Source organism: Paraglaciecola sp. G1-13 (assembly GCF_055809255.1).
In genome coordinates this window covers 4906711-4928860 of the sequence record NZ_CM147903.1, presented here as the reverse complement: position 1 = coordinate 4928860, position 22150 = coordinate 4906711, and the positions used below count along the sequence as shown (strand labels likewise).

The window sequence follows — 22150 nt, the reverse complement described above, 5'->3', positions numbered from 1 at the left end:
TTTGCTCCCAAAACAGCTAAAGCTGAAACAAAACATCGAGCAAACTTGTGTTTACTCGAGTAAAGGCAGCTTAGCTAATTAACAGCCGGTAGTAATACTACCTAGTACTGGCTCTGAACCTTCTTCAGTCGCACTTTCATCGTGTGTATAATATGCATAGCAGCTACCAGTATTAGTAGTGCCATTAGGGTAAATGATTAGAGCGGTTGTAGGAGACGGCGCAGTCACCCCAGCAGCGGTCAAGTCAGTCGAGATATCTTGGCTATCATCCACACAAAATTCTGTGATGCATGATCCAGATGTTCGCACCGTGACATTAGCATCAAGCATTTCATCCCATGTAAGCAACCATTCATGACGAGGATAGCCGAAATCGGTTCGTACTGAATCACCATTTTTTAAAGTGATCGTCGCCGCAGCAGATGAATTAGTCCCATTAAGTAACGATTTTGCATAAATGATATCACTCGCAGACTGCATGGCACCTTCCATTCCCCTTACCACTGACGCGCGTGCATCACCTTGAAGATCGAGAAATTTAGGCGCAGCGGTTACCGCCAAAATACCTAAAATAACGATAACAATAATCAATTCTATTAGAGTAAAACCACCCTGTTGTTTGCTGCTTTGCATAATGTTTCTCCCACTTGCTGAATTTGAAATTCTAAACTTTTTTTATTTTAACCACTCGAGCTGGCACAGGCCATTAGCAAATGGTAGCGTGTCAAATTATTGACTAATTATTACTAAAAACAATCACTTGCCCGATACGGGGATCGTATATAAAACCATTACCTGCAGTGTTGTCAACAGGCTCATTGGTATCGTTTTTTATCGTTTGGGTTAAATAATAATAACAAAGATCATTTCCCCCAGAGCCATTTCCTTCGCTTTGGCGAGTAAAATAGCGGTGGTCATCAAACGGGCGCTCATTCCAATCAGATGAAATTGTTGGCGCGCTTTGCATGATTAAGTTAAAAATACTCTCACAATCTAACAAGCTTATCTGTGTATCTTCAGTACTGCTGTCGGTATCGAGTTGTCCTGTGGGATATCCAGTATCCTGATCAACGCCAATACGAATATCGTCGATGGTCACAAAACTTAGATTAGTGGCAAAGTTCTCCTTCGGCCGCCCTTCAATTTCCCATTGAGCTCGCACTAAGCCAACCCCCGTTGCATAGCCACCCGCTACCCCCTCGACCGTGGCATCTTCAGCCTCTTCCGTCACATCAAGTAAGCGCGGTAAAGCAGTAGCAGCTAACAAACCTAAAATAACTACGACTATGACCAATTCAATTAAAGTAAACCCTCGCTGACGCTGAACGCCGCCTTTAGCAAAGGTTTGGTATTGTGATCTAGCTAATTTCGTCATATTTTTTATCCATTAGGTTAACTTATAATTTTGGAAACCTGTCCCGTATACACTTTGTACTCAAAATAAGGCCCTGTTGATAATCTATATCGACAGATTGAAGACAGAGCATTATTGTTAATTTGCACACCATCATAAAATTCAGCGTACATTTTGAACCCTTCAACTTCTAATTCTGTATCCAGTACGTCTCGCCATAAAGCAGCACATCCTTCACTGGTTGGTTCTAGCTTTGGCCAACCTAGGTGGCTCATCGACAGTGGGTGTCTGCCTGTTTCATTGCCCTGAGTATCGTATTCAATCAACAAAATACTGCTGGGTCTGCCCTCATTTTGCCACTGCCAATGCGCGTTCAAGGTACTCTTAGTGAACTGCTCTACTAAGTTCTGCAGCGCTACCTTACGAATACTTGGACTGCTGTCATTAAAATAAACGATAAACCCCAGAATAAGTGAGGTGAACACGACCACTACAATCAAATTGCTAAAGAGGCTACGTTCTCGTTCATCAGAGGCTTCATTTCTACGCATAGCTTAACCTTGAATCGCTCCCATCATGTTCCACATTGGTGTAAAAATGCCCAAGGCCAGTACCAGCACCATAGCGGCAACGACCATGATAAGAATTGGCTCGATTTTAGAGGTCAGGCTCTTCAAATCGTAATCCACTTCGCGTTCGTAAAACTCGGCCGCTTCGCCTAGCAGTTCATCTACTCGGCCTGTTTCTTCACCTACATTGATCATCTGTAGCACCAAAGGCGTAAACATCTTACTTGAGCTTGCTACCCGTGAAAGGCTTTCACCTTTTTCGATGTTTTTGCGCATTTTCACTATCCTATCAGCCATGAAGGCATTGCTGACGGCATCTGCAACCAAATTTAGGGCAGTGGTTAATGGAACCCCGGAGCGCAGCATCATAGAAAAACTGCGAGCAAAACGGCTGAGTAAAGTGCGCTCAAATATGCCCCCAACAATGGGTAAACGTAACTTGGCGCGATCCCAATTAAAGCGGCCTTTTGGGGTGTTGATATATTTAAAGACTAAAAAGATCGCTAGGCCAATGCAGATGAGCATATGCAGCCACTTTGTAATAAAAAAATCTGATGTAGCTAATAATACGCGGGTCATTAACGGCAGTTCAGCGCCAAAGCTAGAGAACATATTGGCGAAGACCGGTATCACAAATATATTCATAATGATTAAAGCAGCGACGACAGCCAAAATCACAAATGTTGGGTAACGTGTAGCCGCTTTGATTTGTTTTCTAGTTTCCTGTTCGCGCTCCATATAGTCTGACAATTGAAGAAAGGCTTCATCCAGCCTACCGGTATTTTCCCCAACGTGCACAATGCTAACAAATAACTGACCGAAAACTTTATTATGCCGATGCAGGGCCGAAGATAGCGTGCGCCCTCGCTCTAACTGATCACACACATCATTCAAAATTTTTGTCATGCGTTCGCTGTTCGAGGTCTCTGCCAAGCCCTTAACTGAACGAATTATCGGAATGCCAGATTTGGTCAGCGAATACATTTGACGCGAGAAAATAACCAAATCTTCGAGCTTTATGTTCGGGGCGAATATGGATAAATTCAGAGTCACGTTAGCAGAATCACTCACTTCTTTTATTTCAATTGGAGTGAATTTTCGGCCAAGTAGAATTTGCGCCACACTAGAAGCATCACTCGCTTCTAGGCTACCTGAGGCCAGTTCACCACTCGCGTTACGCGCTTTGTAGGTGAAATTAGCCATTGTTACCGCCTGGGCCATCGTCGCGAGGCTCTAGCTCGAAGGAGAACTCACCACTTGATGGAGTCGGTTTATTATTCTCAGAGCGAGCCGCTGAAGTGGGTGATGCGCCAGACTCTGCATTCCCCTCAGGCGAGGCAGCTTGGCTGGATTGAGTCTCTGTCATTTCAACAAGTTCAGCGTTTTCTTCTAGCCCTGGCTCTCGTGCTTGTTCATCAGCCACCATTTCAATCAGTTTCAATACTTCATCGACTGTGGTTATCCCCATTTTGGCATACGTTAATGCAACTTTTGCCAAAGGCACGAAGCCAGGGCTGTGAAGTGCAGCTTGGCCAAACTGAACAGAGTCATTGGTTTTCAATGCATTCATCATGCTCTCTGTCATTTCTAATAACTCAAACACACCTACTCGGCCGCGATAGCCTGTATTGTTGCAGGTTTGACAGCCACGGCCGCGGCGAAACGTCACATTAACCACTTGAGAGTCGATACTTTTCAGCCACAAGGATTCTTCGCGTGTGGGTTGGTATGCCTCACTGCAGCTTTCACACACTTTACGCACCAAGCGCTGGGCGATAACAGCGCGCAAAGAACTCGCCACTAAATACCCTGGAGCTCCCATATCAAGTAGACGTACCGCACTGCTGATAGCATCATTGGTATGCAAGGTTGATAACACTAAGTGACCCGTCAAAGCGCCTCGAAGACCAATTTCCGCCGTTTCTTGGTCTCGCATTTCCCCGACCATGATGATGTCAGGATCTTGCCTTAGTGTTGTGCGTAAAACATTGGAGAAATTCAAGCCAATCTTACTATTGGTCTGCACTTGATTGATGCGTGGTAAGCGGTACTCGACGGGGTCTTCTACTGTGATAATTTTAGCAGAAGGCTGATTTAACTCACTTAACGCACCGTAAAGCGTGGTTGTTTTACCAGAGCCTGTGGGTCCCGTAACCAAAATCATACCGTGGGGGCGTCTCAATAACACTCGAAAGCGTTTTAGTAAGGCGGCTGGCATACCGGTTTGCTCGAGAGAAAGCACACCGGCTGACTGATCAAGCAATCGCATCACCACTGATTCACCATTCTGCACTGGCATAGTAGAGACCCGTACATCGATGGAGTGGCCTTTGATACGCATATTCGTCCGTCCATCCTGTGGAAGGCGTTTCTCTGAAATATCGAGCCCAGACATTAGCTTCAACCTCAATACTAAAGCTGAGGCTATGTTCTTTTCCTTGATGATGTTTTCTTGCAGTACGCCATCCACCCTTAAGCGAATACGTAACATCTCGCTGTCTGGTTCGATATGGATATCTGAGGCTTTGGTTTGTAGTGCATCTTCAAAAATCGATTGCAGTAAACGGGCTACGGCAGTGTCCTGCTCATTGTCGACGCCTGTATCGAAATCAAACTCTTCATCATCTTGGTATTCTTCCGCTAACTCTTGGGCGAAAGAAGCGATATCTTCCGTTCGACGGTAGAAACGATCGTACGCTTGGAACAATTGCGCGTCACTAACAACAGCGACCTTAACAGGTTTGGGTAACACACCAGATAAAATATCAAGAGCGGCCAAATCAGCGGGGTCACTCATACCGACCAGTAAATGATCCCCTTTATCGTCAAGCACTAACGCTCTGTAACGTCGAGCCTGAACCTCTGGCAGTAGCAATACCGCTTCTACCGACACCCGATATTGGGTTACATCAATTAATGGCACACCCAAATGCTGAGATAAAAAGGTAAGCAACTGATTCTCGGTCATAAAGCCAAGTTCAATAAGCATGTAACCTAATTTACGGCCACTTTGCTTTTGTGCAGAAAGAGTCTGCATCAATTGTTCTTCGCTAATAATCCCTTCTTGTACAAGAAGATCGCCTAAGCGAATTTTGGCTTTAGGCTTCATTCTATTCCAACCAATTCTTTCAATCGTTGACGCACAAACGTAATCACTTGCGGTGACAACTGTTGCTCGTCATCTGCTTTTTGATAACTCATTAACGCTTGTTTATTTTCACCTGCGCTGTCCTGGGCGATGCCTAATCCTAACCACCATTTAGCCTTGCGTGGCTCAGCATTGACGAGTCTTTGATAATCTTGTTGTGCTTGAGCATAGTTTTGAGTCTGTTGTGCTAACGCTCCCCTGTAAGCATAGTAATCACTGTGCAGTACTAAAGAGGGCGAGACTTCTAACAATAGGGTTAACGCTTTCGCTTGTTGGTTTTGTTGAGCAAATAATCTGGCGAGCATTAAGCGTAAATCGTGAAGCTCGGGGGCGTCTGCTAGCCCTTCGCTGAGCAAGGCTTGTGCTTCTAACATGCGATTTTCAGCAAACAACAGGGACGCTAACTTCTTGCGAATGCGCAGATTATCAGGCTCTTGGCTTAGTAACTGTTGCAATCCTTCGATGGCGATCAGTGTTTTGCCATCTCGTAAGGCTTGATTAATAGATTGCTTTAATCCGGCCTGCGCATTTTGAGCACGATTGGCTTTCTTACTAAATGTCGCTTTAGGCGGTATCACTTTTTCTGCAGCAGCGTAGGGAGGACTCATGGCACTTTTAGGATCGATAGCGACTGGACTAGACTGAGCTGATTCATCACTTTGCAGCTGAGCAACTTGCGACTCTGGCTTCTTGTCAATTTTAGGCATCGCTTGCATTTGTGAGTTTGTTTCAAGCTGCTTTTGATGACCTGCAGATAAATCTATGTTTGCCTTATCAGCCGGTTCAAGCCAAGTCATGCCGCCTTTTGCCGGCGTGTCAGGCTCAGTAGGCTCAACTACAGCTATATCCCTTAATGCAGGATTGATCATGTTACTTGACGTGTCCTGACTAGATACGTCATCTGTCACTGTCGGCCACATAAATGTCACAGCGGCGAAGAGCAACGCAATCACCATCAATAAAATCAACCATGCCAATCTTGTTGTATTGCGCTGCGGTGGCTGATAGTCCGCGCTGACAGCGTCAGAGCCAGTTTGCCTAGCCTCAAGATCTTGCAGCATTTTGTTTACCACACTCATAAGGTAAACCTCTGATACGCCATATACCCACCCAGTGCGATGCAGATAGCAAGTAGTGTAACGACAACGAATTTCCCCATACCGAAGCCCATTTTATAAGCTGCTTCCGTGTCTGCTATGGCTAATTTCACGTGCTTAATTTCCACCTGTTGTTTGCCTTCACCATACGCCAACATCAACGCTTTGTGGCATAACACATTCACGATCCGCGGAGTACCTTTACTGGCTTTAAACAATAGTTTGCACGCTCGGTTAGAGAAAATATCTCCCCCTCGATATCCGGCAACAGACATGCGATGACGCACATACTGGAACAACTGGTCAGCATTCATAAGCTTAAGCGCATAGGAAAAAGTGACCCGCTGTTTTAACTGGCGCAATTCAGGTAGGGCAAGTTTGTCGTCTAGCTCTGGTTGACCAAACAGCACTACCTGCAATAATTTTCGCGACTCAGTTTCTAAATTAGTGATTAAACGCAATGCTTCGATACTCTCTACCGGCAATGCCTGAGCCTCATCAATAATAAGAACGACTCCGCGATTCTGTTGGTTAATTTCAATCAAACGGCGCTGGATACGCTGAGTAAACTCTTGTTGATCTGCGTTTTCGCTTAATGTCACATTAAGTTCAGCGGCAACAGAGCGGCGCAATTCACTTGGCGTTAAATAAGGGTTCGGAATATATGCCGCGACGAAGTGCTCTGGAAGTTCGTTAAGTAACTTGCGACAGATCAACGTTTTGCCCGTACCCACTTCGCCGGTCACTTTAATAAATCCCTCTCCCGTTTTAATGGCAGTGAGAAGCACCTCAATCGCTTCTTTATGGCTAGGCAAGCCAAAGAAATAGCTGGTATTAGGGGTTAAGGTAAAAGGCAATTCCTTTATACCGTAGTGGTATAAATACATACGATTAGTCCACGTGTAGCCAGTCAGCCATTTGATTACGGCTGCGGATCAACTGCTGGCGCCACGTGTCTGCGCCCACCACTGTGGGACGAAGCAAGATAACCAGTTCTTTTTTGGTTTCTGTTTCTTGGCGGTTTTTAAATAAATTACCCAGTAGCGGAATATCACCTAGTAAAGGTGTCTTTGACTCTGTTTCAGAAATAATTGATTGCATTAACCCGCCGATAACGACTATCTCACCTGAGCGAGCATGAATAATTGTGTCTGATTCGCGTATGTTACTTGCGGCAAGAGGCAGCACGAACTGCTCTTCATTTAAGGTCACAACCTTCTCTTGTTCTTCGGTTTCAATCACAGATGGGTGCACATGTAATAGCACCCCACCTTGTGCATCAATTTGCGGGGTTACGTCTAACGCGATACCGGAAAAAAACGGTGTCAGTTCAATATTCGGTGTGGTGGAGCTAGTCGCCGCAGTTACGGTACTTTGACTGGATACGTCAGTCACAAAGTACTCGTCATCACCCACTTTAATCACGGCTTTTTGATTGTTGATCGCCGTGACTCTAGGGCTAGACAAAACCTGCACATTGCCTTGGGTTTGTAATAAGTTCAGTACGCCGCTGAAGTCTTTATTAACGAACGACAAACTTGTAATGCCCCCCAGTGACGCAGAAATAGCATCCCCTAAGCTGCCTGCAGTGGTGGAAAATTGAAAGTCAGTACTGCCACTATTAGCTAATACTTCTGTCCAGTTGATACCTTGCTGATAACCATCGCTCAGTGACACCTCAAGAATACGCGCCTCTAAAATAACTTGGCGCTGTACATGTTCTTCTGATATCGCCAAAAACTCTTTAACCGAGCGTATTTCACTAGGCATAGCACGCACGGTGACCAACCCGGCTTGGGGCATAACCATCACACTACGACCCTCTTCTGCGCCAATCATGACTTGCAATGATGCTAGCAAATCTGTCCAAAAATCGGTTTCAGTACTGGTAGAAATACTGGTGCCGTTACCATTACTTCCTGAATTCAAGTTATTTGCACTACCGGAAGAAGAATTGCCGCTAAAGCTGTTCAGCGAACTGCCTGAGCTACTACTGCTGCTGTTTTGTGCTTGTGAGACGCCGCCAGAGGTAATACTGGTTTGCGTCGCCCCGTCGCGTTTCATTAATAGATAATTCACGGCGAATGTTTCTGTACGCATGCCCGAGGGATATATACGATAAATATTTTGCCTGCGTTGCACATCGTAACCGTATATCTCAGTGACGATATCGAAAATCTGCTCTAAGGTGACCTGTTTCAAATTCAAGGTAATCAAACCCGACACAGATGGATGAATAGCCACGCTGAAAGGCGTATCTTCTACGATTCCAGCGAAAAAGCTCACTGCATCGATTTGCTGAGCATTAATATCAAATTTAGGTTCGCCAAAAAGCGCTTCATCAGCTTGCTCTGACCTTGGCATTAACGTTTGATGAACGGCATCAGGCAAATCAGGTACACCTTGCTTTTTAGGGCTAACTGTCTTTTCAGTGTCAGCAATTGCGGCGTCCAGCGATTTTTCATAATGCTGAGTATCATGCTTTGCCTGACAGGCGACTAAAACCAGCAGAAACCCGCTTAGCGTAATGAGCTTAAAATCCATCATTTGCATCTTTTATAAATTGAGAGTGATTGACATAAAGTTCTTGCGAACCTTTAGCGCCGCGCAATATAACTCGACCCTTGCTGATCGAAATGAGTGTTTTCCCTGCCACGTCCTGCCCTTCTTTAACATTCATACCATTAATAATGGCGTGCTTGTGATCACCATTAATAAATATGGCACTGAGTATCAATGTATCGGCTATTTCGCCTCTTGCTGAAGTGCTGGGAGTGGCGTCGAATGGGCGAGTTGGGTCGACTAAAACCTGAGCGAACGCGGCACTCGTAAAAACCAATGTCACGACGAAAATACCTAGCATAAATTTGAGGTTTATATACACATCAGACTCCTATAAACGCTTTGCTGGTACTTAAGGTATACAGCTCAACTTCAACCGAAGCGTCCGGATAATCAGTGACCACGTAATTAAAACGCTTCCAATAAAATTGCCACCTGAGATTTTCAATGCCCGTTAAATAACGTTGAATATCAAAGTAACTGCCCTTTAATGACAAAAGCACACCGTGGCGGTACAAATTAATATCTGCTAATTCGTTGGCAACGCTTTCAGTGTCACCGCCTTTTTCCCCCATGTTAAGCACGGGCGCTGGAGGGATTGACTGCATGCTGATTAACGTAACGCCCTGACTTTCGGCCAACACTTTTTCCAGTAGTAACGGCATTTGTTTAGGCGGCACCAAATTGACCGTTTCTTGTTGCAAATCTGTGTCTAAATCAAGACTTCTTTGCTTAAGTTTATTTAGCGAGGCCACCAATTGCTCATTGGGGTCATTACTAAATGCATGTTCACTGACCTCGATTTGTGCTTCAACGCTGCGCACTTGATTACGCATAGAAGCGATATTCTGCTCATCCCGGGTAACTGTTTCATTCACGGGCTCGATGAATAACAGGTAACCAACCATACCAATGACAACCACGCCACTAAGTAGAATCAGTATTTGTTCGCGTTGTGTAATGGCGAGAAACTGAGCGAAAAGCGTGTTATACCTTTCTTTTAGTGTTTGGCTCATGGCTGCTCCCCTGCTTGTGCGTCACTTGTCGTTCTAGTGCCAAGGGTAAACATTAACTGTTGATTTGGATCGCGATACAGCTTAGTGGTAGAGAACTCTTGACCTTTTAAGCGCTCTGTTAAGCTCAATTGCGTCATCCATTGCGGGATAAGCGATGAATCGGTTGCCGCTCCTTCCAACATCACGTGATTCTCATCTAATCGGATTCCAGTTAACCATAGCCCGTCCAAATGATGCTCTGCCAGCCCCAACATCAAACCTGCAAAACCGTTCGATTTAAACTGCTCTTGCCCAGATAACTCATCAATGACACGCTGCTTTAAACTCACTTCTAACTGCTTACTCTCAATTGCCGCAAGCAATTTGGGATCTTTCGTGCGATTCGCTAACGTTTCGTTTAGCTCAGCGAGTCGGTCCTCTGCCTGCTGCTTTTGCACTTCAATGGCCATTAAGTCCGCTTTTACACTTTGTCCGTGACTATAGTCATGATAGTAAACCAGCCCAACAATCGTGAATAAAATTGCCCACACAGTCAGTACAAACGACAGCGTCAACACTTCTAGTTTAGGGTGTAATTCGGGTAAGTAGAGATTAATACGAGACTTCATTGTGCGGCCTCAGTATTCAATTTTACATCTGACAACGCAGCACCTAAGCTCGCTAAACTGACCATTTTCTCTGGCTGGGGCGATGCTAAAGGCAGCGCCATGACGGTGACAGGCATAAAGGTCAGCTCTTGGATGACCTTCGCCAGCTCTTGTTGAATAGATGAATTGAGGTGAACGACAATCTTGCGCACGGGGGCTTGACGCAGTTGACTCTCGAAATAGTCCATGGAGCGTTGAATTTCAACACTCAAGGTATCTCCCATCCCCATTTGGAACTCCTCTAACGAGAAGCTAGCCAAGTTTTCATAGCCTTTCAAACGCCGTGAGAAGAATAACTTGCCTTGTTTAACGATATTTAAATTTATCTGACCGCCATTCTCTTGGAATAAAGTCAAAACAGCATCATCATCCGTTGGCAGAAGCTCGCTGGTTGCCAACTCTTCTATGGTAATGGTATTGAGTTTTAACTCTGCGCGGGTAATGCCTTTGATTATCCCGTGAATGTGAGCGCGGCTAATAGCCACCACATTGACCCTTTTTTTACCGCCAATCACTGCTGGGTGGTCGTAGTAATCAAAGACATGCTCATCTGTACTGGTGAGCTGTTCTTTGATTTGCCATTTGAGAGCGGAAGCAATTTCTTGCTCTTCCACTTCAGGCCTATCTACTTGAAAGTGCTGATATTTATTTAACCCCAATGCAATATAACAAGGGGTGCGAGCTAAATTATGGTTCGCTACGTACTCTTGCAAATGTTTCGCCCAATCTTGCATAGGCAAAGTGTGCTGCTCTACCCACTGATAGGCACCAGATTTTTTTTGAATAACATTAAGGTGCAATTCAGCATCGCCCATTTCAATTCCAATCGAGTGAAATTTTGATGGCTTGCTAAAGTACTGCTTTATAAACTCGCGCCAGCTAATTCGCATTGTTCAATTCATATCTTGTTACATTGCTCTGCCATTACAGCAAAATTTAGAATAAAGCACCAGCAATATAAATCGCTACCTTAATCACGATTTATTAGCGATACCAATAAGTTAAGTTGAGGATTTGTAGCTTAATTTCGCATCAGTATAGGTGACAATAGCGACATTGCGAATCGTAAACAATTAGACAATCGGCTAAAAAAAAGAGGCCTTTAAGGCCCCTTTTTTAGGTAAGTAAACGTACCGCGGATTTTATCTTGCGTTAGTACTTTCGAAGATTTTATCTGCTGATTCAGCCACAAACCCAGTAAATAATTTGCCGTCAGGCTTAGGATAACGTTTAGCGAACTCGTAGAAGCAGCTAGGAATCTCTCGCTCCCCATCACTAAACGCCACGGGGTGCTTATCTGCCAGGGTAGATGATTGCTCTAGCATGACCTCAACCGAACCTTTTATTTCGCCGCCTGCAGTATTCAAGGCAAGACCTGCCGCTTTCACTGCTTGATTGATTTGTTCGATAGAATCAAATTCGCTGAGATGGTTATTGCTTACAGTGAAATGATTCGCTCGGTAGCCCCACGCAGCGACCCAAGCCGCAAACTCGGATTCTTGCAATAACTGCTGATAGGTCGCGTAATCAATGTCCCAATGACGCCCAGAATATAAAAAGTTATCTTGTGTCACTGCATCAACGCTCATATTCGAAACAAGATTTCGAATGGTTTGCTGCAGTGATTCGCTGCACTGCTCAAGTAAAAGCTCTGAAATAAAGACTTTGGGTAAGTCTGGATTTTCTGAGTGCTCAAAATGTTTAGCGTACAGCTTTTTGCCTACGAAATGGTATTCACCACAGGCCTTGTAACCCAACGCCTCAAAATGTGCCGCCAGCGCGTCAAGTCCAATACCAGGTAAGTTGAAAGTACGTAATGCGATGTGATCGTTGATCACTTCTTGCCCTTGCGTTTTGCCAAACAAGTCATGAACGGTAACCGCTGAAGGGGTAACAGCGAGGTAACTTTCCCACAGCTTTTCAAATAATGTATTCACGTTAGTATGCATAAATAAAAACCTTTCTATTCAATATAATATCTTGCAAAGGCGGTTTAACCTTTGCGCCTAGTTCTTTACGCTACAGCCCAATAAAGCGCACATCGCTGGCGTTCATTAAGCCTAATTCAGAGGCCATCTCAGCACTAATTAACAACGTATTGCTTTCATTTTCATACCTGATACAGGGTGTGATAGTGGCGCGAAACTGGCTCACATCTGTGCTGCAAAGCATGTAGTTCTGAGCACCTGAATCCGTCGTTGGTAACTGGCTTTTATCGGTTATCAGCACAGTAGCCAGCTGACTCTGTTGCACTGTACGAATGTTCTTAAGAGCGACTTCTACCGTTGGTCCCGCATCAAATAAGTCCACATAACCACGATGAAAAAAGCCTTCTTTTTGCAATAATCGAAGTGCCGGCGCCGTTTTTTCATGCACCTGACCAATCACGTTTTGCGCGTCTTCACTTAATAGCGCCACATATATTGGGTGCTTCGGCATCAATTCTGCGATGAATGATTTATCACCCATTCCCACGAGGTAGTCAGCAGTTGGGAAGTCGATACCAAAAAAGTTTGGCTCCAACCATGCCCAAAAAGGTGAGTGACCATTTTCATCAGAAACGCCGCGCATTTCAGCGATAACTAAATCTGAAAAACGCTCTGGATGATTCGCCATGAACAAGTAGCGTACCCGAGACAATAATTGTCCGGCGAAACCACGGCGGAACTTTTCGCGCACAAACAAGGTACAGACCTCTGACGCCCCCGTGTAGTCGTTACACAAGTTAAGTGTCTCTACGACCTTTTTCACCCCTAAGCGCTCTGAATAATGCACATGACTGGCAATATGATAATGATAAAACGGCGCATTCAGTCCAACTGCGGCTTCAATGCCGGTAACCCCAATAATCTCTTTGCTTTGAGTATCTTCGAGTACGAACAAATAGTTTTGTTGGCCAGGGGAAGTCACCTGCTCAGTAAAACTTTTTTGAGCACGCGAAATCTTGCTTAGTAATAGCTCATCATTATCAGGCAATGAGGTAAAGCCGTGACCAGACTCGACAGCAATTTGCTTTAATGCCGCAAAATCTGCGGCACATATAGGGCGAATAACCAGCATGCTAGTTAGCCTTTAACCACTTGCGCAACGGCCAACTCAAAGCGCTGTAAGCCTAATTCAATGTCTTGCTCTGGGATCACCAAAGACGGAGTGAAGCGCACCACGTCAGCTCCTGCAATTAGGCACATCAAGCCATGCTCTGCAGCTGCGACTAAAAATGCTTTTGCTTGGCCTTTATATTTTTCATTTAATGCGGCGCCGAGTAACAACCCTTTGCCACGAATTTCATCGAATACGTGATATTTGTCGTTGATACGCTGTAAACCGTCACGGAACAAGGTTTCACGCTTCGTCACTCCCTGCAAAACGTCGTCGTGACTAACCACGTCTAATACCGCTTCTGCGACAGCGCATGCCAGTGGGTTACCACCATAAGTTGAGCCGTGCGTACCGATTTTCAAATGCTTGGCAATCTCAGTCGTGGTTAGCATGGCCCCAATAGGGAATCCGCCACCAAGGGCTTTCGCCGTGGTTAAAATGTCTGGTGTTACCCCTAAGTTTTGATAAGCGTACATAGCCCCCGTACGACCAACCCCCGTTTGCACCTCATCAAAAATCATCAGCGCATTGTGCTTATCGCATAGCGCCCTAACGCCTTTTATAAAATCAGCGCTAGGTGAAATGATACCCCCTTCACCTTGCAGCGGCTCTAGCATTACAGCGCAAGTTTTATCAGAAATGAGCGCTTCTAAGCCGGCTAAATCGTTGTAATCTGCATGTGCAATATCGCCTGGCTTAGGGCCAAAACCATCACTATAGGCGGTTTGCCCGCCCACCGTTACAGTGAAAAACGTACGCCCGTGAAAGCTCTTGTTGAACGAGATAATTTGTGACTTTTGAGCCCCATACACATCTAACGCCCAGCGCCGAGCAAGCTTTAGTGCAGCTTCGTTGGCTTCTGCACCTGAATTGGCGAAATACACTTTTTCAGCGAATGTTAATTGCGTGAGTCTTTGGGCTAGGCGCAGCGCCGGCTCGTTAGTCATCACGTTAGAAAGATGCCATAATTTTTGCCCTTGCTCTGTTAAAGCTTGCACTAAAGCAGGGTGACAATGACCCAAACAATTCACCGCAATGCCACCAGCAAAGTCGATAAACTCTTTGTCATTTTGGTCCCACACGCGAGAGCCTTTACCGCGCACTGGAATAATCGCGGAGGGCGCATAGTTGGGCACCATGACGTCATCGAATAATTCTCTGGTTACTTGCATTGTTGCGCTCCTTTAAGGCCTAAAATAGTGACGTTGCTAATAAGCATCGTTGAGATAATTGACTATTATCGAGGTAAACAGTTTAAAATTGCAGTAGCATTATGGTCAAAATGAACACACTATTTAGCAAATAAACCAAATAAAGTATCAAAATGATAACTAAGCAAGAACAACAACTGTTATCCATCTTGCGTTCCAACGCCAGAGCCAGCATTTCGGATTTAGCGCGAGTGCTAAATCTATCTCGCTCCACGGTTCAAAATAGAATGATCAAACTTGAACAGTCCGGCGTCATTAAAGGCTATGCAGTGCAATATGGCAGCGAATACCAAGACAACCTAGTGTCTTCTCATGTATCCATCAAAGTACGCCAAAAGCTCACCGCCAAAACCAATGCAGAACTACGCCAAGTCAGTGAGGTCAGCGAGCTGTATGCCATTAGTGGAGAATATGATCTGATTGCCATTGTTCAGGCCGAATCCCTTGAGCAACTCAGTCAAATTTTGGACAATATTGGTAACCTAGAGGGAGTGGAGCGCACTAATTCGTCAGTTATTTTAGAAACGAAATTTAAGCGTTAGTTTTAGTGAGAATTTGAGTGCTTAATTCAAGTAAGCGCCAAGTGTAATTAAGCGTAAACTCAGCAGCTTAGAGCATTTACTCAATATAAATAATTACCCTTTGTCAGCGGCAAGTATAAAACTATTCTCTTGAATATCTTCAGGCGTAACATTTTTGACCAACTGAAGAAAGCTCATTGTTGCTATGTTCGCCATGTGTTGAATAGAATCGTTCCACACTTTGCCGTGGCCAACGAACATGGTCATGCCTTCCATGGATGAAGAAATAAACAAAGCCACTTTTTGCACCTGCTCGAAGTCCAATCTTGGGTTCAGCCGCATAATGCTATCTTCGAGTGGTACGCGCACGCGAGCGTATATTTCATCCATTAATTTGTCAGCATATTCATCGTGATTTGCTAAGGCCCATAACTCAGGATAAAACGTAGTCGTTGTGGGGTTGCCTAAATCAAGTACGATAAAATTGATAATGGATTTGAGATGCAGTTCAGGATCGTTATTCGTCCCCAATCTTAATCGTTCAAATTCATCCATAAACTCATCAATACTGTGATCGAGCATATCTTTGAGCAAGTCATTCTTGCTTGGATAGTAATATTGTAAATTTCCCACGCTAATTTGCGCGCCCACAGCAACCTTACGCATAGACAACTTACTATAGCCTTGCTCAATCAATATGGTTTTAGCGGAATTTAGTATCAATAAAAGAGTTTCTTTACCGCGACGAGACTCCCCTGTCCCCTTCCTAATATTTCTCATTTTATGTATGGAATTACCTTGTCTCACGTGAGATTTTTAATGGGCTGACTACCTAATTTCCAAACTATATCAGATCGTAAAGCTGCCACACATTAATACGGGCGTCTTATTCCTGGCTCTAAGCTGATCTCATCTGTTTAAGCACACGTATTTATTGCTATTGACTGACTCTAAGATGACGGGTGTTTATTTTTGAAAAAGCTATCTTCAGCCCTCCAAAAGCGAGGCATTTTTTGGTTTCGTCATGATCTGCGTTTACATGATAACCCTGCGCTTGTTGCGCTTAGTGAACAAGTCGATGAACTATTATGTGTATTTATAATCGACCCACGATGGTTCAAGAGTAGCCATTTTCAGTCGGCGCATATGGGCGATAAACGTTGGGCGTTTCTGCAACAGAGTCTGTCTGAATTACAGCGTCATTTGCAGGAGCAAGGCCAACAGCTGTTCGTACTTGAGGGAGAAACCTTAGAGGTACTTGGCGCCCTTATTGGTAGTTATACTCCAGATATAGTCGCCTCAGGTATGCACCCTGGTGTGTATGAGCGCCAGCAATGGCAAAGAGTAAAGCAAGGTAACCCTAATACACTCTTTATTCAGGAAAACGGTCACAGCTTATTTCAACCTGACACGCTACCGTTTGAAATAGAATACTTGCCCGCAAGCTTCACTCCCTTTAGAAAACGCGTCGAGGATCTGCAAGTAGTAGCTGCTTTACCAGCCCCGACAGCTCTGCCACCCGCTCCCGATTTAGCTTGGTTGTCATCTAAGAACGTAAACCCATCGAAAAAAGCAATTGGGCTTGCTTTCACAGGAGGTGAAGACGCTGCTTTAGCGCAACTTGAGTACACTCTTTTTACCAGCCACAACATTAAAAATTATAAACAAACACGTAACGGTTTGGATGGGTGGGACTATTCCAGCAAGCTATCCCCTTGGCTCGCTAATGGGTGCCTTTCTGTTAGGCAAGTATTCACTGAGCTGAGGCGATACGAATCAGAATATGAAAAAAATGACTCAACTTATTGGCTTTACTTTGAGCTGCTATGGCGAGAGTACTTTCAATGGCACCTGTTTAAATACCAATCAAAACTATTTCAGTTTTCTGGGACGCAAGACACTCGTCCCTTAACCACCTTTATCGCTTTACGGTTCGCAATGTGGTGCCAAGGTGAAACGCCTTATCCCATCGTGAATGCCTGTATGAAGCAATTAAATCATACTGGCTACATGTCAAATCGAGGACGCCAGTTAGTCGCTAGTTGCTTGGTAAATGAGCTCGGTGTTGATTGGCGCTTCGGGGCAGCTTACTTTGAACAACAACTTATCGACTTTGATGTGGCATCAAACTGGGGGAACTGGCAGTACCTTTCAGGTGTAGGCGTAGACCCTAGAGGACATAGGCGATTCGATTTAGCCAAGCAGGCGCAACAATATGATCCGAACGGGGAATTTGTGCGCCAATGGGCTGGGGATACGTACGTTAGCGGTATAGACCAAACAGACGCGGCAGACTGGCCTCTTGGGTAAAGAGCACATCAATGTGGTGTGGTTGAAGCGAGACTTGCGTTTGAGAGATCATCAAGCCTTATTCGCTGCCGCCCAGCAACCGCTGCCGGTGGTCATGATGTACCTATTCGAGCCCTCAGTTATAGCAGATCCGCATTACGATGTACGTCATTGGCGGTTTGTGTGGCAATCCATAGTCGACCTAAACAGCCAACTCGCCGATTATAATGCTCGCATCGTTGTATTGTTCGAAGAAGCCCATAGGGTGTTTGCTCAACTTATGCAGCGTTTTCATATTGCTGGCGTGTACAGCCATCAAGAAATCGGTCTTGCCTGCACTTACAAACGGGATAAAGCTATCGCGCGCATGTTAGATGCTGAAGGCATAGGCTGGCACGAATACAATCATGGCGGCGTTATCCGTGGCGCCACTCACCGACGTGACTGGGAGCAAAATTGGGATAAGCATATGAATGCACAATGTGCAGATACGCCTCTGCATGAAGTCAATTGGCTAACCTTTGCCACCTTGATGACGCTAGATGAATGCGAAGCATTGCCACAAGAGTACAAAACTCAACATCCTACATTTCAGCTTGGGGGTGAAAAACGCGCTTGGTACACCTTGCATCATTTTCTAAAAGAGCGCGGAAAGGCGTACGCCTATTCAGTTTCTAGCCCGATAAAAAGTAGAACAGCCTGCTCTAGGCTTTCTCCCTATTTGGCTTGGGGAAACATAAGTACTCGCCAAGTTTATCAATCAACTGCATCTAAAAAGCACAAAGATGGGTGGCAAAGGGCTATCAACGCCTTTCGGTCTCGCCTGCACTGGCATTGCCATTTTATTCAGAAATTTGAAAGTGAATCAGACATGGAGTTTCGCCCTGTCAACAAAGCCTACCTTGCTTACGAATATGAGCAAGGTGAACAAAAAGACGCTAACTTACAGGCATGGAAAACAGGCCAAACGGGCATCCCCATCGTGGACGCTTCGATGCGCTGTCTGCATCAAACGGGTTACCTGAATTTCCGCATGCGAGCCATGTTAGTGAGCTTTTTGTGTCACCACTTAAATATTGATTGGCGAGAAGGAGCCATTCATTTAGCTCAGCTCTTTTTAGACTTTGAACCAGGGATACATTATCCGCAATTTCAAATGCAAGCGTCAGTAACGGGGACCAACCTTATCCGCTTGTACAACCCGGTCAAACAATCACAAGACAAAGATCCTCAAGGGCAGTTCATCCGCCGTTTTGTACCTGAAATTTCTGACCTGCCGGATGCACTCATTCACACGCCATGGCTACTTACCCCCATGGAATGTCAAATATATGAAGTGGAATTAGGACGAACATACCCGCACCCAATGATTGATCTTGAACAAACCGGTAAGCGAGCAAGGGAGACTTTGTGGACGTTTCAAAAACGCGATGACGTTCAACAAGAAACTAAGCGCATTCTCAAGCAACACACCCTGGTAAATCGTCCTAGAAGAATCTGAACCTTCGGCGATAAAAATACAATTTGAGCAAACCTACGATAACTACCTTTTATCGTCGAGAGACTTTCTATTCCCCGCGCATCGCTTCGAGCAGTATTTGACATGCTCCCAGTCTTTTTGCCACTTTTTTCGCCATGAAAAGGGCCGTTGGCAAACGGGGCATATTTTGCTGGGTAGCTGTGTTTTGTTCATGATATGTAGCCGTTAATAACGCCGTTAACGCAGGTATTTTTGGTCAACAAGGTCGCCTTTTTCTGTCTCGTTTAGCCAAGCTTAACGCAACTAACATGAAACAAAGCATGTCGATTTGATATTTCACAGGAAATAGGGAGGAGAATGCGCAGCTAAACGTCGATTGATGTTTAGCTGCTGATTATTTTTTGAGTATATGACTAGGGCGTATTGATCTTTCCTGTTCATTTTTGCAGCGGTCTGTGTGCTGTTTAGGCAAGGCGAATGGTTGAAGGTCTAGTGGGCTAAATCAAAACCATTCAACGCGGTCTAAACAGTACACAGGCGCTGCCCGAAGGGGTCGTTATGGAAGTATTTTACTCTTTGTCACAGTCCTTTAACTTAGCCCACTAGGCCCGCAGGACTGTTTCGCGATTAAAACGCTTCCATTTAGACCAAAATTCGTACTGCAAAGATTAACACGCCCTAGCGAACGTTACTCAAAGAAGTAACGGAATGTAGCACCAATTGTTCTAGGTTGGTTGGTCGTAAAACCGAGTCGAGCCCGACCTCCACGCTCTCTGTCCAATGACAACAACGCATTTTCATCAAACACATTGTTGGCATACAAAAGAATTTCGTAATCGTCGTAGGCCAGACCAAAGCTAAGATTCATGGTGCCGTAGGCATCAAGCACCAAATCTAATTCGGTGGTTTCCAGACCCGTTGCTCCACCAAAGGCCAAGCCAGAAACAAACGTGCCCGCACCAGCGACTTGGTCGCTAGGTTGAGTGATTCGATCACCAACGTACTGGTATGAGCCTTGGAAATAAGTGCTATTTGAAGAGAACAAAGGCGAAGCGAGATCGTAAGTAAACGAAATCGAGAAACTTTCTTCAGGCACTGACGCCAAACGGTTGCCATCTTCTACCCCACCGAGTACCGCACCAGAGCCATCAACCACGGTTGAGTCAAATTCTGCTTCTATAATGCTACCGCTAAGAGAGAAGAATAATTGATCTGTGAACTGGCGTGTAAGCTCAAATTCTAGGCCTTGCGTGTGGGCATCAGGCACATTAAACGACACTCGAGAAGAACAAGAGCCTGCATCTAACGTCACCTGTAGGTCTTCGATATCATTATAAAACGCTGACACGTTCGCGCTCCAGCCGCGGCCAGAAGATTTGAAGCCTAACTCATAGTTGGTTAACTGCTCATCTTCATAATCTTGGAATGAACCAAAAATCGCCTCATCCTGATCAGAACACAAGCTTCTGTTCAATGGATCGTTTACCCCACCTAACCTAAACCCTTCAGAAATCTGCGCGTTAATGTTCACGTTATCGTTCAAGCGATATTGACCAAGAATACGTGACGTAAAGCCATCAGATTCAGTTGCATCGGTTTGATTGTCACCATTGGCGAACAAGCCGCCTGAAATAAACTGACGCTCTTCTTCGTAATCATAAAAACGCGAACCTGCAGTCACTTTAAGATCGTCGTTCACTTGATAATTAACTTCACCGAAAATAGCTAATTGTGTTAGATCGTAAGGCAAGAAAGCGTTGTAAGGTGAATCGACATCAAACCCATTGGCTACCGCCGCTGAAGTCCCTGCACCTAAGGTTGCATCGGTAAAGCTATCGTATCCAGGTGTGGGCAGTGTTTGTTTGTACGTTCGGTCAGTTGAAGAATAAAACGCGCCGACTATCCAATCTAACGCGCCGTCATCGTTTGATGCTGCGCGCAGCTCGAACGTGTCTTGCTCCACTTCTGTACGATCGAGTAGGTTCGATGGCAGCGTGACGGCCGCATCAGGGAAACCTAAATCAACACTCACTGAGCCAGACAGTGCGCTCGCATCTCGGCTCACCAGAATATCTCGGTCTGTGTAGCTGTAGACAAAGGTAAAGTCAGCAATCTCAGCTTGATACTCTGCGGTCAAATCAGCTATCAGCGTATCGTCAGAAAAGCCTTCTTCTAATAGTAAGAACTGCTCTCTATCTTTTAATTGTTTCGCTGGCCACGTTGTGGTGTAAGGGTTGGCAAAAATATTGAACGCGTCTTGTCTATTGAAGCCATTTATTTCGAGCTCTTGAAATATGATCCGCGGGGTAATAGTGAGTTTGTCATTTGGGCTGATAACAAACGCTACTCGACCACCGGTTCTGTCTCCGTCGTTAACATCTTCTTTAAACGCATTATCAGGACCGTATGCGTCAATAAAACCCGCATATTCAGTGCGATAAACCACCGCGCGCATAGCGACAGAATCTGAGATAGGCAGGTTAACCATGCCTTTCACATTGCCGCCGGTGCCGCCGTCTGATACTGAACTCAGGTTCGCTTCAAATTTCCCCTCGAACGTGTCTAGTTCGGGTTGATTAGTAATATAGCGTAACGTTCCACCTATTGAGCCTGAGCCAAATAGCGTACCTTGCGGGCCGCGCAGCGTCTCTATACGATTTAAATCAAATAAGTCTAAGTCAGGGGTAAATAACGATAGAGAAATAACACTTTCATCCAAATAAACGCCCACCTGCTCTTTCACGCCCGGCTGGTCACGTACGATTTGCCCTGCAGATACACCGCGCATGGATACTTGGCTTTGTCCGGGGCCAAGATTTTGAATTGCCACACTCGCGACGTTGCGAGCAATATCTTCTAGATTACTAGCACCACTTCGTTCAAAGTCCTTCTGGGTTTGCGCGTTGATTGAAAATGGAATATCGCCGATTGACTCTGCGCGCTTTGTCGCTGTGACAATGATTTGCTCAACATCTTCTTCTTGAGCTTTGTTTTGAGCAGCGCTTGTTTGCTGTGCCATCGCCCCTGTACTGATCAGTCCCATCACCGCAGCACTTATTGCGCATAGGCGAAATTTTTGTGTGTTTAGTTTCAACATTTGTCCATCCAGATTGATTGTTGTTTTTTTGTTAATAACCGTCGTGTAATGTGGCAAAAA

21 protein-coding genes are annotated in these 22150 nt (G+C 45.1%); 3 read left to right on the top strand and 18 right to left on the bottom strand.

Annotated features, from left to right (window positions below; all coding sequences use genetic code 11):
* Positions 1–78: 78 nt before the first annotated feature.
* From AC0L6N_RS21005 to AC0L6N_RS20935, 15 genes are all read right to left on the bottom strand, one after another.
* A complete protein-coding gene (locus AC0L6N_RS21005) occupies positions 79–633 on the bottom strand; it encodes a prepilin-type N-terminal cleavage/methylation domain-containing protein (RefSeq protein ID WP_473477449.1) in 555 nt (184 codons plus the stop codon).
* 103 nt (positions 634–736) lie between these two features.
* Positions 737–1375 carry a type II secretion system protein gene (locus AC0L6N_RS21000; RefSeq protein ID WP_011573114.1) on the bottom strand — a complete coding sequence of 213 codons (639 nt, stop codon included), beginning with the start codon at positions 1373–1375 and terminating at the stop codon, positions 737–739.
* Positions 1376–1392: 17 nt separating this feature from the next.
* Positions 1393–1905 carry a hypothetical protein gene (locus AC0L6N_RS20995; protein ID WP_011573113.1) on the bottom strand — a complete coding sequence of 171 codons (513 nt, stop codon included), beginning with the start codon at positions 1903–1905 and terminating at the stop codon, positions 1393–1395.
* A 3-nt stretch (positions 1906–1908) separates the two neighbouring features.
* Positions 1909–3126 (bottom strand): type II secretion system F family protein, encoded by a 1218-nt coding sequence (locus tag AC0L6N_RS20990; RefSeq protein ID WP_011573112.1) that lies wholly within the window; start codon positions 3124–3126, stop codon positions 1909–1911.
* On the bottom strand, positions 3119–5032 hold the full coding sequence (locus AC0L6N_RS20985; protein ID WP_473477446.1) for a GspE/PulE family protein: 1914 nt from the start codon (positions 5030–5032) through the stop codon (positions 3119–3121). The genes AC0L6N_RS20990 and AC0L6N_RS20985 overlap by 8 nt, the downstream gene beginning before the upstream one ends.
* Positions 5029–6150, bottom strand: a complete 1122-nt coding sequence (locus AC0L6N_RS20980; protein ID WP_011573110.1) for a tetratricopeptide repeat protein — start codon at positions 6148–6150, stop codon at positions 5029–5031. The genes AC0L6N_RS20985 and AC0L6N_RS20980 overlap by 4 nt, the downstream gene beginning before the upstream one ends.
* The gene (locus AC0L6N_RS20975) at positions 6147–7055 is read right to left on the bottom strand and encodes an ExeA family protein (protein WP_011573109.1); all 909 of its coding nucleotides are present in this window, start codon (positions 7053–7055) and stop codon (positions 6147–6149) included. Before AC0L6N_RS20975 ends, AC0L6N_RS20980 begins: the two co-directional genes overlap by 4 nt.
* Before the next feature lie 4 nt (positions 7056–7059).
* Positions 7060–8712, bottom strand: a complete 1653-nt coding sequence (gene mshL / locus AC0L6N_RS20970; protein WP_473481405.1) for a pilus (MSHA type) biogenesis protein MshL — start codon at positions 8710–8712, stop codon at positions 7060–7062.
* The gene (locus tag AC0L6N_RS20965) at positions 8702–9052 is read right to left on the bottom strand and encodes an MSHA biogenesis protein MshK (protein ID WP_473477443.1); all 351 of its coding nucleotides are present in this window, start codon (positions 9050–9052) and stop codon (positions 8702–8704) included. Before AC0L6N_RS20965 ends, mshL begins: the two co-directional genes overlap by 11 nt.
* A 1-nt stretch (position 9053) precedes the next feature.
* Positions 9054–9746 carry a type II secretion system protein GspM gene (gene gspM / locus AC0L6N_RS20960; protein WP_473477441.1) on the bottom strand — a complete coding sequence of 231 codons (693 nt, stop codon included), beginning with the start codon at positions 9744–9746 and terminating at the stop codon, positions 9054–9056.
* Positions 9743–10354, bottom strand: a complete 612-nt coding sequence (locus AC0L6N_RS20955) for a PilN domain-containing protein (RefSeq protein WP_473477440.1) — start codon at positions 10352–10354, stop codon at positions 9743–9745. The genes gspM and AC0L6N_RS20955 overlap by 4 nt, the downstream gene beginning before the upstream one ends.
* Positions 10351–11283 carry a type IV pilus biogenesis protein PilM gene (locus AC0L6N_RS20950; protein WP_011573104.1) on the bottom strand — a complete coding sequence of 311 codons (933 nt, stop codon included), beginning with the start codon at positions 11281–11283 and terminating at the stop codon, positions 10351–10353. Before AC0L6N_RS20950 ends, AC0L6N_RS20955 begins: the two co-directional genes overlap by 4 nt.
* Positions 11284–11535: 252 nt before the next feature.
* On the bottom strand, positions 11536–12342 hold the full coding sequence (locus AC0L6N_RS20945; RefSeq protein ID WP_473477437.1) for a 2-oxoadipate dioxygenase/decarboxylase family protein: 807 nt from the start codon (positions 12340–12342) through the stop codon (positions 11536–11538).
* 70 nt (positions 12343–12412) lie between these two features.
* Positions 12413–13453, bottom strand: a complete 1041-nt coding sequence (gene astA / locus AC0L6N_RS20940; RefSeq protein ID WP_473477435.1) for an arginine N-succinyltransferase — start codon at positions 13451–13453, stop codon at positions 12413–12415.
* Positions 13454–13458: 5 nt separating this feature from the next.
* A complete protein-coding gene (locus AC0L6N_RS20935) occupies positions 13459–14664 on the bottom strand; it encodes an aspartate aminotransferase family protein (RefSeq protein ID WP_473477434.1) in 1206 nt (401 codons plus the stop codon).
* A gap of 152 nt (positions 14665–14816) precedes the next feature.
* On the opposite strand from AC0L6N_RS20935, the gene AC0L6N_RS20930 reads away from it, so the two are divergent.
* Complete coding sequence (locus AC0L6N_RS20930) at positions 14817–15245, top strand: Lrp/AsnC family transcriptional regulator (protein ID WP_011573100.1); 429 nt, start codon at positions 14817–14819, stop codon at positions 15243–15245.
* Positions 15246–15338: 93 nt separating this feature from the next.
* On the opposite strand, the gene AC0L6N_RS20925 is transcribed toward AC0L6N_RS20930, so the two are convergent.
* On the bottom strand, positions 15339–16013 hold the full coding sequence (locus AC0L6N_RS20925; protein ID WP_473481403.1) for a TetR/AcrR family transcriptional regulator: 675 nt from the start codon (positions 16011–16013) through the stop codon (positions 15339–15341).
* Between the two features lie 183 nt (positions 16014–16196).
* On the opposite strand from AC0L6N_RS20925, the gene AC0L6N_RS20920 reads away from it, so the two are divergent.
* Together AC0L6N_RS20920 and AC0L6N_RS20915 are read left to right on the top strand one after the other, a co-directional pair.
* The gene (locus AC0L6N_RS20920; protein WP_473477432.1) at positions 16197–17534 is read left to right on the top strand and encodes a DASH family cryptochrome; all 1338 of its coding nucleotides are present in this window, start codon (positions 16197–16199) and stop codon (positions 17532–17534) included.
* Positions 17527–19014 carry an FAD-binding domain-containing protein gene (locus AC0L6N_RS20915; RefSeq protein WP_473477430.1) on the top strand — a complete coding sequence of 496 codons (1488 nt, stop codon included), beginning with the start codon at positions 17527–17529 and terminating at the stop codon, positions 19012–19014. The genes AC0L6N_RS20920 and AC0L6N_RS20915 overlap by 8 nt, the downstream gene beginning before the upstream one ends.
* A 42-nt stretch (positions 19015–19056) precedes the next feature.
* On the opposite strand, the gene AC0L6N_RS20910 is transcribed toward AC0L6N_RS20915, so the two are convergent.
* On the bottom strand, positions 19057–19206 hold the full coding sequence (locus AC0L6N_RS20910) for a DUF2256 domain-containing protein (RefSeq protein ID WP_011573088.1): 150 nt from the start codon (positions 19204–19206) through the stop codon (positions 19057–19059).
* Positions 19207–19681: 475 nt separating this feature from the next.
* On the bottom strand, positions 19682–22090 hold the full coding sequence (locus tag AC0L6N_RS20905) for a TonB-dependent receptor (RefSeq protein WP_473477426.1): 2409 nt from the start codon (positions 22088–22090) through the stop codon (positions 19682–19684).
* Positions 22091–22150 lie beyond the last annotated feature (60 nt).